A 13748-nucleotide genomic window follows, 5' to 3' on the forward strand; every position below is an offset into this window, starting at 1 on the left:
CAACACCGGGGCCGGCGCCCCGGACACCTACCACGCGAGGAGTTCCCGTGCTGGACGCCGACTTCTTCCGCCGTTGGATGACGGTCACCACCGCATCCGTGGACCGCGAGGCGGAGCGGCTCACCGCCCTCGACTCGGAGATCGGCGACGCCGATCACGGCAGCAATCTGCAGCGCGGATTCCGGGCGGTGAAGGACGCACTGGACAAGGAGCCGCCCGCCACGCCCGGCGCGGTGCTCACCCAGGCCGGACGCCTGCTGGTGTCCACGGTGGGCGGCGCGTCAGGGCCCCTGTACGGGACGCTGCTGCGCCGCACCGGCAAGACGCTGGGCGAGGCCGCCGAGGTGGACCGGCAGCAGCTGGCCGAGGCGCTGCGGGCCGGGGTGGACGCCGTGATGAAGCTGGGCGGGGCGGCGCCGGGCGACAAGACGATGATCGACGCGCTGCTCCCCGCGGTGGAGGCGCTCGGCGAGTCGTTCACGGCGGCGCGGGACGCCGCGCGGGACGGCGCGGTCGCGACGACGCCGATGCTGGCCCGCAAGGGCCGGGCGAGCTATCTGGGCGAGCGCAGCATCGGGCACCAGGACCCCGGGGCCACCTCCTCGGCGCTGCTGATCGCCGCGCTGCTGGACGCCGGGCCCGGCGACGCGGACGCGGGCGGCGGTGAGTGAGGTGAGCGACGAGAAGCTGGTCGGGATCGTCCTGGTGTCGCACAGCGCGGCGGTCGCGGCCTCCGTGGCGGAGCTGGCACAGGGGCTCTCCGGCGGGGGCGCGTCGGTGCCGGTGGCCCCCGCGGGCGGCACGGAGAGCGGCGAGCTGGGCACCAGCGCGGAGCTGATCGCCGCGGCGGCGGCGTCCGTGGACCGGGGCGTGGGCGTCGCGGTGCTGACCGACCTGGGCAGCGCGGTGCTCACCGTGAAGGCCCTGCTGGCCGAGGGCGACGAACTCCCGGAGAACACGCAACTGGTGGACGCGCCTTTCCTGGAAGGCGCCGTGGCCGCTGTGGTCACCGCCTCCACGGGCGCGGACCTCGCCGCGGTGGCGGCGGCGGCCTCGGAGGCGTACGGCTACCGGAAGGTGTGAGGGCGGCGGAGCACTCGGGTACGGGAGTCAGTCCTTGGAATCGACGAACTCCCGTGCCAGCCGCTCCCCCTGGGTCTGCGCGGCCTCCTTGTCCTCCAGCGGGGTGACCCGGCTGTCCTTGAACACGATGTACGTCACCCCGGAAGGTGCGCCGCCGGAGCGCGGGTCCGGGTCGACGCCCAGGGACTTGGCGGCCGCGTAGGACGCCTCGCCGATGATGTCGGTCGGGCCGGTGTCGCCGACGACCGCGTAGCTGACGCGGTCGCGGTAGACGACGGCCGCGACCGATCCGCCGCGCACGCCGTGGTCGCGGTAGTCCCAGATCGAACTGGGCGCGGGGACGACGACGTAGGGCAGCTTCTCGGAGCTGAGGGCGCGGCCGTCGGACTGCGCGAAAGCGGTGGACGAGGAGAAGCTCGGGTCGGTGGCGGCGTTGCAGTGGCGGCCAGGGCGGCCGTCGCAGTCGATGTCCATGTCCGCCTTCCAGTACACCGCCTCGCGCGTGCCGCACACCGGGACGGTGGCCGCACTGCCGCGGTCCTTGCGGTACTTGCCCCGCGAGACGGGGGTGCAGCCGCTCACCCTGGCCAGGAGGTCGGCCGCGGTGACGGGGGCGGGAGCGGAGGGCTCGGAGCCCCCTGACGGGGAGGGGCCGGAGTCCGTGGGGGCGGGGGTGGCGGGGCCTGTCGTCACGTCGCCCGCCGTGCCGTCCGAGGCTGTGGCGTCCGGGGTCGCGGGGCCGGAGCCGCCCGGCCCGGCAGTCTCCGGTCCCGGAGCCCCCGGGCCCGGAGCCGCGGAACCGCCCGAGCCCGCGACCGGCGTCAACACCTCGCGCGTGCCGTCCCGGGCGACCGGCTCGATGCGGCCCCGGTGCGGTACGGCGACGTGCGGCAGGGCGGCGGGGAGGGCGGAGCCGGCGGCGACGCGCCGGGCCTCGGTCCTGGACGGACGGAGGTGGACCGACTCCGCGGCGGAGGACGCCGAGGGGGCCAGCAGTGCCACGCCGGCCACGGCGACGGTGAGCGTCTGGACACGGGACACGGTCAGATGAGCCTCTCGTCGGGAACAGGGACGCACACCCAGGGCACTTTGCCCCATTTCGTCCCGGCGTGAGGAGGGTGACCGACCCGAAAGGGGCCGGACGGGGCACCCGGGGGCCGGCGGAGGCGGAGGGCGCCGGAGGCCCGGGCGCGCGTCGGCCCGGACCGTCCAGCCACCCGTGACGGCGCGGGTTCAGCGACGACAGCGGCCCGCGCCTCGAGCCCGAACACCCCGTCCTGCAGGGGCGGTTCGGCCCGTTCGGTGTTCAGGATACGTAACCCGCCGGCACGTTCGACCCGCACCGTCCTCTTGATATGAGCGCGTCAGCACCCTCATATTGGTACGGACCTTTGAACGGGCCGGTCCTCCGTGGACCCCGGGAGGCGAAGTCGTGCGTGGCGTTACCCCAACCGCGTCATCGCGCCGCCTGCTCGCGCTCTGCGCGGTCGTGCTGCTGACCGTCTCCTGCCGCTGGGGCGGCGGCCGGGACGACAGCGGCGGCGAACGGCCGCCCGGAGCGCCGACAGGCGTCACCGCGCAGGCGGGCAGCGCCACCAGCGTCCACGTCATGTGGAACCGGACCGCCCCGGCGGGATCCGCGGTGACCGGCTACGAGGTGTATCGAGGCCACACCAAGGTCAAGCAGGTACCCGCTTCCACGCACATGGTGGACGTCACCAGGCTCCGCCCGGCCACCACCTACGTCTTCACGGTGCGCGCCCGAGACGCGGAGGGGCGGCTCGGTCCGCCCAGCCGGGAGGTACGGGCCACGACCCCGGCGGCGGCCCGAGCGGACACCGCACCGCCCACGACTCCCGGGAACCTGAAGGGACGCGCGGTCGGCAGTCGGGCGGCCCAGCTCTCCTGGACGGCGGCACGGGACGACCGCGGTGTGGTGTCGTACACCATCTACCAGGCGGGGTCGAAGATCCACAGTGTGGGCGGGAACCAGACGGCCGCCGTGGTGACCGGGCTGCGCCCCGGAACCCGATACAGCTTCACCGTCCGCGCCCGTGACGCGGCGGACAACCTCTCGCAGCCCTCCCCTGCCGTCCGTCTCACCACCGCCGAGGGCACGGACGACGGCGCCACGGCCACCGCGCCCACCAACTTCCGAGCCGTGAGCCGGACTTCAGGCGGGTCGTACGACATCGTGCTCTCCTGGACACCGCCGCGCGTCGACGGGACGGTCACCGAGTACGAGGTGCGGCTGGACGGACGGCCCGTCACCTCGCTGGTGTACGGCGGCGAGGCGCCCCGCGACCGGGCCACGTACCGCTTCTACGCGGGCGAGGCGGCCGGCGTCACGCACCGGGTGCGGATCAGGGCGCTGCTGCCGGACGGCACGTGGGGCGCCTTCTCGGCCGAGCGGACGGTGACGACGGGTGCCGGCGGCTGACGCCGGCACACCCCGCTGAGCCGCCCGGAGGACGCCGTCACCTGCGTGGATGCAGCCGGAGTGCGCGGCGGGCGGGCTGCCCGTTGGCTGATCTTCGTGGCGGCACGGGCGCTCCCCGACCTCGGCGGCGCAAGGGATGTACCGCCGGCCGTGCCGCCGGAAGGCAGTCCACATGAGCATCTCGAAGCCCCTGCTCCGCCTCGGACCGACCGTGGCAGCCGCCGCCGCGCTCGCCGTGATGCCGGCCGGACCGGCGGCCGCGGACGGAATCTCCGTCAGCACCACCGGGAACACGGTCTCGGTGAGCACCACCGCGTGCACCCAGATCAACGGCCACTGGGGCACCGCCTCGCTGCTCAGCAGCGGTCAGGCGAACTTCTCACAGGGCCGCCAGGTGGCGCTGTCCGGGACGTCCCCGGGGCAGTCCGCGGCCTGGTCCAACGTCAGCGCGGGCACGTACACGGTGATCGTGGTGTGCTCCAACGGCAGCACCGCGGGCACCCAGTCCGTGGTCGTGTCCCCGGCGTCCAGCCCTTCGGCCTCCCCCACGGCGTCGCCGTCCCGCGGTGTGATGGGCGGCGTCGGCGGCGCGTCGAAGGACTACGGCACGGTCACCGCCGTGGCGGGCGGCGCGCTGGTCGGTGCCGGCGTCCTCGGCACCGTCTGGTACCTCCGCCGCCGCAACACGGCCCGCCCGACCCACCTCTAGACCCGGCGCCGGGCCGCCCTCGACCGAAGCGCTCCGGTCAGGCACCCGACGCCGCCCCCGCGCCCCGCAAGGGGCGCGGGGAAACCTCCTCAGGGTCCGCCACCCTCAAGGGGCGCGGGGAACTGCGCGACCGGCCACGGACAACCCGCACCCGGCGCTGCAGAGGTACCGCTGCGCCCACCCGTGCCGCCCTGCGGGACGACTGCCCGCAGCTGCGGAGGCGTCCCTCAAGGGGCGCGGGGAACTGCGCGACCGGCCCCCACCGGCCCGCACGCAGGCGACTACCCCTCCCCCTCCCCCCGCCCCTCGGAAATCTCCGCGAACTCCGCCAACGCATGGTCGAGCCACTGCGTCCAGAACGTCTCCAGATCGATCCCCGCCCGCAGCACAAGGTGCCGCAACCGGTCCTCGGCCTCACCCCTCCCCGGAGGGAAGTCCCTTCGCTCGATCTCCCGGTACGTCTCCAACTGCCGCGCGTGCAGCTCCCGATGACGCCGGAGATCGTCCTCCAGCCCCACCGTCCCCACCACCGCCGCCGCCCGCAGCCGCAGCAGCAGCGCGTCCCGGTGCGGCTTGGGGTCCTGGGACGCGGCCGTCCAGCGGGCCAGTTCCTCCCGCCCCGCCGGCAGCACCTCGTACGCCTTCTTCTGCCCGCGCGCCGGCTGCTCCGAGGGGAGGGCCCGGATCAGGCCCTCCGCCTCCAGCTTTCCCAGCTCCCGGTAGATCTGCTGATGCGTCGCGGACCAGAAGTAGCCGATCGACCGGTCGAAGCGGCGGGTCAGCTCCAGCCCCGACGACGGCTTCTCGAGCAGGGCGGTGAGGATCGCGTGCGGGAGTGACATGCGCTCATCCTAGGGACGGGCCGCGCCCGCCCTAGGCCTGTCCGGCGGATCAAGTCGGGGGAAAGGCGCAGCGTCTTGCAACCCAGGTGAGCGGGGTCTGGTGCCAGACCCCGCGTGATCCGCCGGACAGGCCTAGAGCGCCGCCGCGAGCTCGGTGCCCTGCTTGATGGCCCGCTTGGCGTCCAGCTCGGCGGCCACGTCGGCGCCGCCGATCAAGTGAACCGGGCTGCCCGCCGCGACCAGCTCCTCGTAGAGGTCCCGGCGCGGTTCCTGGCCGGTGCACAGCACGATGGTGTCGACCTCGAGCACGGTGCTTTCCTCACCCACGGTGACGTGCAGCCCGGCGTCGTCGATCCGGTCGTAGCGCACGCCCGGAACCATGGTGACGCCCCGGTGCCGCAGCTCCGTGCGGTGAATCCAGCCCGTGGTCTTGCCGAGCCCGGCGCCGACCTTGGACGTCTTGCGCTGGAGCAGATGCACCGTGCGCGGCGGGGCGGGCCGCTCGGGGGCGGCGAGGCCGCCGGGCGCGCGGTAGTCGAGGTCGACGCCCCACTGGCGGAAGTACGTCGCGGGGTCCTCGTGCGCCTTGTCGCCGCCGTCGGTGAGGTACTCGGCGACGTCGAAGCCGATGCCGCCGGCGCCGAGGATCGCGACGCGGTCGCCGACGCTCACGCCGTCGCGGAGCACGTCGAGGTAGCCGACGACGCTCGGGTGGTCGACGCCGGGGATGTCGGGGACGCGGGGGGTGACGCCGGTGGCGACGACGACCTCGTCGTAGCCGGTGACGTCGGCCGCGGTGACGCGCGTGTCGAGCCGGACGTCGACGGCGAGGTCGGCGAGGCGGGTGCGGAAGTAGCGCAGGGTCTCGTCGAACTCCTGCTTGCCGGGCACCTTGCGGGCGACGTTGAGCTGCCCGCCGATCTCGCTCGCGGCGTCGAACAGGGTGACGTCGTGGCCGCGTTCGGCGGCGGAGACCGCGCAGGCGAGGCCTGCGGGACCGGCGCCGACGACGGCGACGCGCTTGCGGCGGCGGGTCGGCGAGAGCACCAGCTCGGTCTCGTGGCAGGCGCGCGGGTTGACCAGGCAGGAGGTGATCTGGCCGCTGAAGGTGTGGTCGAGGCAGGCCTGGTTGCAGCCGATGCAGGTGTTGATCGCCTCGGGGCGGCCCTCGGCGGCCTTGGCGACGAAGTCGGGGTCGGCGAGCATCGGGCGGGCCATGGACACCATGTCGGCGGTGCCGTCGGCGAGCAGCTGCTCGGCCAGCTCCGGGGTGTTGATGCGGTTGGTGGTGACCAGCGGGACGGACACCTCGCCCATGAGCCGCTTGGTGACCCAGGTGTAGGCGCCGCGCGGGACGGAGGTGGCGATGGTGGGGATGCGGGCCTCGTGCCAGCCGATGCCGGTGTTGATGATGGTGGCGCCGGCCGCCTCGACGGCCTTGGCGAGGGTGATCACCTCGTCGAGGGTGGAGCCGCCGGGCACCAGGTCGAGCATGGAGAGCCGGTAGATCAGGATGAAGTCGTCGCCGACCGCCTCGCGGACGCGGCGGACGATCTCGACCGGGAAGCGCATCCGGTTCTCGTAGGAGCCGCCCCAGCGGTCGGTGCGCCGGTTGGTGTGGCGGGCGATGAACTCGTTGATGAGGTAGCCCTCGGAGCCCATGATCTCGACGCCGTCGTAGCCGGCCTGCCGGGCGAGGCGGGCGGCGCGGACGTAGTCGTCGATGGTCCGCTCGACGTCGGCGTCGGACAGCTCGCGCGGCACGAAGGGGCTGATGGGTGCCTGGACGGGGCTGGGGGCGACCAGGTCCTGGTGGTAGGCGTAGCGGCCGAAGTGCAGGATCTGCAGGGCGATGCGGCCGCCCTCGCGGTGGACGGCCGCGGTGACGACCCGGTGCTGCTCGGCCTCCTCGTCGGAGGTGAGCTTGGCGCCGCCCTCGTAGGGGCGCCCCTCGTCGTTGGGGGCGATGCCGCCGGTGACGATGAGGCCGACGCCACCGCGGGCGCGGGCGGCGTAGAACTCGGCCATACGGGAGAAGCCGCCCTCGGCCTCCTCGAGACCGACGTGCATGGAACCCATGAGGACCCGGTTGGGCAGCGTGGTGAAGCCCAGGTCCAAGGGGGTCAGCAGGTGGGGGTAACGGCTCATCTGGCCCTCCGTGCGCGGTGTGGTGCCTGTAGTTGTAGGGCACGCGCACCGGCTTATGCAACTAGTTGCATAATGGAGGTGACGGAGGGCACAGCGTTCCGGCCGGACTCATCTGACTACGTACTCACCTGTGACTGCGTACTCACCTGCTCTCGAGGCGGACGTGCAGTTCGCGCTCCTGGTCGCCCGAGGTCCTGGTCAGGTCGCTGACGCGGAACAGGTCCTCCAGCGTGATGCGGAAGCGGTCGATCGCCCAGTAGCCGCCCTGTACGTCGGCGTCGACCGAGGAGGACAGCCGCGCGGGGCGGGCCTCCCCCTCGCGTGGGTCGGCGACGTCGAACGTGCCGAGCCACACCGTGGGCCGGGTCTCGTGCAGTTCCTCGGGCACGTCGTCGGCGCACCGGTCCGACGAGAAGCAGGCGCACAGGGTGTCGAAGACGATCCGGGCGTCGTCCTTGCTGCATCCGCTGATCTCGACCGAGACGGATTCCGGGTGCGTGGGCTCGTTCACCATCGTGATCGCTCCTCTCGTATTCACACCGCCGTCCCCCGCCCTACCTCAGCAAAGCACCGCACACCGCAACGCACTACCCGCGCGCCTTTCACGATGACGCGGTGGCGGTCACCGGCCAGGATGAGAAGAGAGCACGACCAGGATGGGCACACAGCGGGAACGGGACGACAGGAGCGGCGGAAAATCGCCCTCGCGCGCGGTACAACAAAGGGACGGCGGCGCGGCGACGGCGTGCCGCGGACTCGGCGAAGGCGGGGCGTGGGATGAGCGCAGCGAGGTCACTCCCGGCCGGCGGGGACGGTCCGGCGCGTCCCAGCGGGCTGCTCGACGTCCTGCGCGTGGCTTCGGTCGTCCTGGACGCCGAGGGGCGGATCGTGCTGTGGAGTCCCCAGGCGGAGGAGCTGTTCGGCTACACCGCCCAGGAGGCGCTGGGCCGGTACGCCGCCCGGATCATGGTGCACGAGGAGCACCTGGACCTGGTGAAGAAGCTGTTCGCCGAGGTCATGCGGACCGGGCGGAGCTGGGCGGGGGCGTTCCCGATCCGGCGCAAGGACGGCGGGACCCGGCTGGTGGAGTTCCGCAACATGCGGCTGCTGGACGACCGGGGGCAGGTGTACGCCCTCGGGCTCGCGGTCGACCAGTCGACGGTGCGGCGGCTGGAGCAGGACGTGGCGCTGTCCACGCGGATCGTCGCCCAGTCCCCCATCGGTCTCGCCGTCCTGGACGCGGACCTGCGGTACGTGTCGGTGAACCCGGCGCTGGAGCAGATGAACGGCCTGACGGCCGACGAGCACCTGGGCCGCACGACGCGGGAGGTGCTGCCGCTGGTGGACGCGGCGGCCATCGAGGAGGCGGCCCGGGAGGTGCTGCGGACCGGGCGTCCGGTGGTGGACCGGTCGATGACCGGGCGCACCCCGGCCGACCCGGACGCCGACCACGCCTGGACGGTGTCCCTGTATCGCCTGGAGAACACCCTCGGCACGGTGCTGGGGGTCGCCGTGTCGGTCGTGGACATCACCGACCAGCACCGGGCGAACATCGAGGCGGAGACGGCCCGCCGGCGGATCGCGCTGATCGCCGACGCCTCGGCGCGGATCGGCACCACGCTGGACCTGGACCGCACGTCCGGCGAGCTGGCCGACGTGGCCGTCCCCGAGCTGGCCGACGCGGCCGCGGTGGACCTGCTCGACGCGGTCGTACGGGGCCGGCGCACCGTGCTCGGCCCGGCGGAGCCGGCGCTGATGCGGGCGCTGGCGGTGCGCTGGGTCGACGCGTCCGACGCGGTGCCGGCCGCCGACCCGCCGGGCGAGGTGATCCGGTACGCGCCGGACCGGCTGATCACCGAGTGCGTGCGCACGGGGCTGCCGGTGATGGTGCCGCAGGTGAAGGACGAGGACCTGCTGCGGATCGCCCGCTCTCCCGAGGCCGCGGAGATACTCGCCGGGGCGGGCGTCCACTCGTACCTGGCCGTGCCGCTGATCGCGCGCGGGGAGGTGCTGGGCGCGATCGACCTGATCCGTACGCGCACTCCACGGCCGTTCGACGAGGACGACCTGCTGCTCGCCCGGGAGCTGGCCTCGCGGGCGGCCGTGCAGATCGACAACGCGCGCTGGTACCAGAACGCCCGCGACACCGCGCTCACGCTCCAGCGCAGCCTGCTGCCCAGCCATCCGTCCGTGACGGGCGGTCTCGAGGTCGCCTCCCGCTACCAGCCGGCGGGCGCCACCAGCGAGGTCGGCGGCGACTGGTTCGACGTGATCCCGCTGGACGACGACCGTACGGCGCTCGTCGTGGGCGACGTGATGGGCAGCGGCATCCCGGCCGCCGCCACCATGGGACGGCTGCGGACCGCCACCCACACGCTGGCGTCCCTCGGCCTCGACCCGGCGGTCCTGCTGGAACACCTGAACCGGATCACCGTGGAGCTGGACGAGGCGATCGCCACCTGTGTCTACGCCGTCCACGACCCGCGCGAGCGGCGGTGCGTGATCTCCAACGCCGGCCACCTCCCGCCGGTCCGCATCCGCGCCGGCCAGGCGCCCGAGCTGCTGGACCTGCCCACGGGGGTGCCGCTGGGCGTTGGCGGGGTCGCCTTCTCCACGACCGAGGTCGACCTGGAGCCGGGCGACCGCCTCGTCCTCTACACCGACGGCCTGGTGGAGACCCGCCGCGACCCCCTGGACGCCCGCCTCGACCGCCTCCTCAGCCTCCTCGACACCCCGGCCCGTTCCCTGGACGAGGTCTGCGAACTCCTCCTGCGCACGCTGCACGAGCCGGACAACTTCGACGACGTCGCGCTGCTGATCGCGCGGGTGAGGGCGACGGGGGACTGAGGAGGCCCCGCCGTCACCGCCGTGTGCCGATCACCACCCGCGCCGGGCGCTCCTCGCAGATCGCGAGGCCGGCGTCGAGGCCTGCCTCGGTGAAGACGGAGAGGGCTGCGCGGGCCTGGTGCGGGCTTGTTTCCGTGAGGACGTGACCGCCCGGGGCCAGCCACGCGGGGGCCTCCGCGGCGACGCGGCGGAGGACGTCGAGGCCGTCCGTGCCGCCGTCGAGGGCGGCGCGGGGTTCGTGGTCGCGGGCCTCCGCCGGGAGGAGGGCGATCTCGTCGCTGGGCACGTACGGGACGTTCGCGGCGAGGATGTCGACGCGGCCCCGCAGCCGGGCGGGCAGCGCGTCGAACAGGTCGCCCTGGTGGACGTGGCCGCCGAGGGGCGCGACGTTGCGGCGGGCGCAGCGCACGGCGGCCGGGTCGACGTCGGCGGCGTGCAGGTCGACCGCGCCGAGGGCGGCCGCCAGCGCCGCGCCGACCGCGCCCGAGCCACAGCACAGGTCCACGACGGCGGAGGCGTCCGGCGCGAGAGCGAGTGCCTGCTCGACGAGGAATTCGGTGCGTCGGCGCGGTACGAACACGCCGGGTTCGACGAGGATGCGCCGGCCGCCGAACTCGGCCCAGCCGACGACGAGTTCGAGGGGCAGTCCGGCTGCGCGGCGGGTGACCATCCGGTCGACGGCACCCGGGTCGCCGTCCGCCGCGGCGAGGATCATGTCGGCCTCGTCCTCGGCGAAGACGCAGCCCGCCGCGCGCAGTGTGGCCGCGACGGCGTCACGGGACGAGGGGGAAGGGTCGGAACGGTGGGGCAAGAGCCTGGCCTTTCGGGAGCCGAAGGGCGCTCTCGGGGTCACCCGCTCCGGGTGGACCGTGTCGCTCCGAGGTGAGAGCACCCGACCTGACGAGCGGTAATGGGTCTCACCTCCTTGGCTGACGACCGGGTCGGTCCCCGGCCGGACGGCCACCTTACCGGACGATCACCGGGCCGGCAGGGTGCTTCACGGGGACGCGCGGCCTCACTCGGACGCGCCCACTGAAGCGCCCCTCCAGGGGCGCCGGGAACTGCGCGACCGGCAACGGACGGCCCGCAGCCGCCACTCGACGGCGTTGTAACGGCGCGTCTGCGGGGGAGGAGGCTGAGCACCGTGACAAGAGTGCGACGCCGCTGGGGCGCCGCTGTGCCCACCCTCCCAGGCCCTCAAGGCACTGGGGGAGGCGGAGCGCCCCGTCAGGGGCGCGGGGAACTGCGCGATCAACCCCCACCGGCCCGCAGCCGCCACTCGACCGCGTCGAAACGGCGAGGGTGCGCCCCCGTCGCAGCAGCCCGCGCACCGCACCACACCGCCCCGTGCCGAACCGACGCCCCACACCACGTACCGTGGAACACGGAAAACCCCCGCACCACCCGCAACGGAATCGCCGATCACGTGAACATCACAAGAGGCTTCACCGGCCGTCCCCGCGTGCACAACCCCGGGCTGCCGCCCGGTCAGTACGACGCGCGGGACGAGTGGCCCGTCCTGTCCGCCGAGGTCACCCCCGACCTCGCGCCCGAGGACTGGACCTTCCGGATCGACGGCCTGGTGGCCGAGCCCCGCACCTGGGACTGGGAGCAGGCCCACGCGCTGCCCGCCGACGCCTACGAGGGCGACATCCACTGTGTGACCGGCTGGTCGAAGTTCGGCGTGCGCTTCGGCGGCGTCTCGCTGGACGCCTTCCTGGAGCAGGTCCGCCCGCTGCCGTCGGCCACGCACGTGGTGGCGTACGCGCACACCGGGTACACCGCGAACCTCCCCCTCGCCGACGTGACCGGCGGTCGCGCCTGGATCGTGTGGGAGTACGACGGCGAACCGCTGCCCGCCGAGCACGGCGGCCCCGCGCGGCTGATCGTGCCGCACCTGTACTTCTGGAAGAGCGCCAAGTGGATCGCGGGCCTGCGGCTGCTGGACCGCGACGAGCCGGGCTTCTGGGAGGGCAACGGCTATCACGCGCGGGGCAACCCGTGGGAGGAGCAGCGGTACTCCGGTGACTGACCAGGTGACTGAGCAGATGACGCGGCCCACCGCGCCGGCCACACGGTTCGCCGTGCCCGGACGCATCGGCGTGAGCGAGCAGACCGCGTCGGTGTGGCGGACGGCCACGCTGACGGAGATCCGCCGGGAGACGCCCCGCGTGTCGACCTTCCGGTTCGCGGTGCCGGGCTGGCCGGGGCATCTGCCCGGGCAGCACCTGATGGTGCGGCTGGTCGCGGAGGACGGGTACACGGCGCAGCGCCACTACTCGATCGCCTCTCCGCCGGACGACTCCGGGCACATCGAGCTGACCCTCGACCATGTGCGGGACGGCGAGGTCTCCGGCTGGTTCCACACGGCGGCCCGCCCCGGCGACCGGATCGAGATGCGCGGCCCGCTCAGCGGCTTCTTCGCCTGGCCGGGCGACCGGCCCGCGCTGCTGCTGGGCGCCGGCTCGGGCGTGGTCCCGCTGATGTCGATGGTGCGCCACCACCGCGCCCGGAACCTGACGCTGCCCCTGCGTCTGCTGGTCTCGGCGCGTAGCCCCGAGGACCTGATCTACGCGGACGAGTACGGCCCGGAGACCACCCCGGTGTTCACCCGGACGGCCCCCGAGGGTATGGCCGTCGGCCGTATGGCGGCCGAACATGTGGCGCCGCTCCTGGCCGAGCAGCCTCCCGGTGGGTGGGAGGCCTATGTGTGCGGCTCCAACTCCTTCGCCGAGCACGCCTCCAGGCTGCTGGTGGCCGCAGGTCAGCCGGTGGAACGCATCCGCATCGAACGCTTCGGCTGACCCGGCCTCACCCACCCCACGCCGGACAGGCGTCGTTTCGCGCGCCCGTCGCTGGGGCACCCGCACCGCACTTGTTCCGCGCGCGTGCCGTGAGACGCGCCCCGGAGCCGCTGGGTCCGCCGCCCCGCTCGGCCTGTCACCCCTCGGCTGCGGTGGACGGCGAGGGGAGGCGAAGGATGCGAACACGGGTGCTGTCCCGGCGCCGGCGCGGCCCGCTGTGCCGCCGGTCGGACGTCGTCGAGGCGTGGACGGCGGTGGCCGTGGCCGTGCTGCTGTGCCTGACGGTGCCGCTGGCGGGCGTGCTCACCACCCGGTGGGCGTACGAGGACGCGCGGGCGGCGGCCGACGAGCAGCGCGCCGATCGCCATCGCGTACGCGCCGAAGTCCTGGAGCGCCCCTCGAAGGCGCACTCCCCCACCGAGTCCGAGCGGCGCCACGCGTCCCGGGCGACCGTCCGCTGGACGGACCCGGACGACGGCACGCGAACGGCCCTGGCGCGGGTCCCGGCGGATGTCCGCCCCGGCGACCCGGTGCACGTCTGGCTGGACTCCCGGGGCCGCGAGGTGCTGCCGCCGGTCGACGACGCGTCGGTGTGGCAGTACGGGGTCGGCATGGGCACCCTGGCCGCCGGCTCCACGGCGGCCGTGCTGCTGCTGGCGCACCGCGCGACGCGGCGGGTGGCGCTGCGGCGGCGGCTCGAGGAGTGGGAGCGGGACTGGGCCCGCACCGGGCCGCTGTGGACGCACCGCGGCGTCTGACACCCTGGGGCGCCGTCGGCACGGCAACCGCTTTCTGTCCCGCCACCTGGACCTTCTCCCCCGCACCCTGGCGTGCCGCCGCATGATCCACGTACCGTGTCCTCGCTTCGCACGGTC

The 13748-nt window shown here is 73.9% G+C and carries 13 protein-coding genes; 8 read left to right on the forward strand and 5 right to left on the reverse strand.

Annotated elements, in window-relative coordinates:
• The first annotated feature begins 47 nt into the window (after positions 1-47).
• Together dhaL and AY578_RS02680 are read left to right on the forward strand one after the other, a co-directional pair.
• Positions 48-671: a dihydroxyacetone kinase subunit DhaL gene (dhaL, locus tag AY578_RS02675; protein ID WP_019526856.1), complete on the forward strand. Its 624-nt coding sequence runs from the start codon at positions 48-50 to the stop codon at positions 669-671.
• Position 672: 1 nt separating this feature from the next.
• Entirely contained in the window at positions 673-1083 is a 411-nt protein-coding gene (locus AY578_RS02680; RefSeq protein ID WP_161230994.1) for a PTS-dependent dihydroxyacetone kinase phosphotransferase subunit DhaM, read from the forward strand.
• 27 nt (positions 1084-1110) lie between these two features.
• On the opposite strand, the gene AY578_RS02685 is transcribed toward AY578_RS02680, so the two are convergent.
• Positions 1111-1776 (reverse strand): glycoside hydrolase family 75 protein, encoded by a 666-nt coding sequence (locus tag AY578_RS02685; RefSeq protein WP_205526754.1) that lies wholly within the window; start codon positions 1774-1776, stop codon positions 1111-1113.
• A gap of 739 nt (positions 1777-2515) precedes the next feature.
• On the opposite strand from AY578_RS02685, the gene AY578_RS02690 reads away from it, so the two are divergent.
• Positions 2516-3523, forward strand: a complete 1008-nt coding sequence (locus AY578_RS02690; protein WP_026244133.1) for a fibronectin type III domain-containing protein — start codon at positions 2516-2518, stop codon at positions 3521-3523.
• Between the two features lie 172 nt (positions 3524-3695).
• Positions 3696-4232: a hypothetical protein gene (locus AY578_RS02695; protein WP_215049388.1), complete on the forward strand. Its 537-nt coding sequence runs from the start codon at positions 3696-3698 to the stop codon at positions 4230-4232.
• A 281-nt stretch (positions 4233-4513) separates the two neighbouring features.
• On the opposite strand, the gene AY578_RS02700 is transcribed toward AY578_RS02695, so the two are convergent.
• The 3 genes from AY578_RS02700 to AY578_RS02710 form a co-directional block, all read right to left on the reverse strand.
• On the reverse strand, positions 4514-5074 hold the full coding sequence (locus AY578_RS02700; protein ID WP_136237274.1) for a PadR family transcriptional regulator: 561 nt from the start codon (positions 5072-5074) through the stop codon (positions 4514-4516).
• 132 nt (positions 5075-5206) lie between these two features.
• Entirely contained in the window at positions 5207-7222 is a 2016-nt protein-coding gene (locus tag AY578_RS02705) for an FAD-dependent oxidoreductase (RefSeq protein ID WP_028960329.1), read from the reverse strand.
• 142 nt (positions 7223-7364) lie between these two features.
• Positions 7365-7736 carry a hypothetical protein gene (locus AY578_RS02710; RefSeq protein WP_028960330.1) on the reverse strand — a complete coding sequence of 124 codons (372 nt, stop codon included), beginning with the start codon at positions 7734-7736 and terminating at the stop codon, positions 7365-7367.
• 263 nt (positions 7737-7999) lie between these two features.
• On the opposite strand from AY578_RS02710, the gene AY578_RS02715 reads away from it, so the two are divergent.
• Positions 8000-10069: a SpoIIE family protein phosphatase gene (locus AY578_RS02715; RefSeq protein ID WP_019526864.1), complete on the forward strand. Its 2070-nt coding sequence runs from the start codon at positions 8000-8002 to the stop codon at positions 10067-10069.
• Between the two features lie 13 nt (positions 10070-10082).
• On the opposite strand, the gene AY578_RS02720 is transcribed toward AY578_RS02715, so the two are convergent.
• Positions 10083-10880 (reverse strand): putative protein N(5)-glutamine methyltransferase, encoded by a 798-nt coding sequence (locus AY578_RS02720; RefSeq protein ID WP_019526865.1) that lies wholly within the window; start codon positions 10878-10880, stop codon positions 10083-10085.
• 615 nt (positions 10881-11495) lie between these two features.
• Between AY578_RS02720 and AY578_RS02725 the strand changes: the two genes are divergently transcribed.
• The 3 genes from AY578_RS02725 (at position 11496) to AY578_RS02735 (ending at position 13631) form a co-directional block, all read left to right on the forward strand.
• Positions 11496-12101, forward strand: a complete 606-nt coding sequence (locus AY578_RS02725; protein WP_019526866.1) for a sulfite oxidase-like oxidoreductase — start codon at positions 11496-11498, stop codon at positions 12099-12101.
• A 16-nt stretch (positions 12102-12117) separates the two neighbouring features.
• Positions 12118-12873, forward strand: a complete 756-nt coding sequence (locus tag AY578_RS02730; RefSeq protein WP_258901941.1) for a ferredoxin reductase — start codon at positions 12118-12120, stop codon at positions 12871-12873.
• A gap of 176 nt (positions 12874-13049) precedes the next feature.
• Positions 13050-13631: an Rv1733c family protein gene (locus tag AY578_RS02735; protein ID WP_210637896.1), complete on the forward strand. Its 582-nt coding sequence runs from the start codon at positions 13050-13052 to the stop codon at positions 13629-13631.
• Positions 13632-13748 lie beyond the last annotated feature (117 nt).

The sequence above is a fragment of the Streptomyces thermocarboxydus genome, assembly GCF_024760485.1.
GTDB lineage: Bacteria > Actinomycetota > Actinomycetes > Streptomycetales > Streptomycetaceae > Streptomyces > Streptomyces cellulosae.

Excerpts from the sequence above, each read along its gene's own strand:
- AY578_RS02705 (WP_028960329.1), bottom strand. The coding sequence starts at position 7,222 with ATGAGCCGTTACCCCCACCTGCTGACCCCCTTGGACCTGGGCTTCACC.
- AY578_RS02700 (WP_136237274.1), bottom strand. The coding sequence starts at position 5,074 with ATGTCACTCCCGCACGCGATCCTCACCGCCCTGCTCGAGAAGCCGTCG.
- AY578_RS02710 (WP_028960330.1), bottom strand. The coding sequence starts at position 7,736 with ATGGTGAACGAGCCCACGCACCCGGAATCCGTCTCGGTCGAGATCAGC.
- AY578_RS02730 (WP_258901941.1), top strand. The coding sequence starts at position 12,118 with ATGACGCGGCCCACCGCGCCGGCCACACGGTTCGCCGTGCCCGGACGC.
- AY578_RS02715 (WP_019526864.1), top strand. The coding sequence starts at position 8,000 with ATGAGCGCAGCGAGGTCACTCCCGGCCGGCGGGGACGGTCCGGCGCGT.
- AY578_RS02695 (WP_215049388.1), top strand. The coding sequence starts at position 3,696 with ATGAGCATCTCGAAGCCCCTGCTCCGCCTCGGACCGACCGTGGCAGCC.
- AY578_RS02735 (WP_210637896.1), top strand. The coding sequence starts at position 13,050 with ATGCGAACACGGGTGCTGTCCCGGCGCCGGCGCGGCCCGCTGTGCCGC.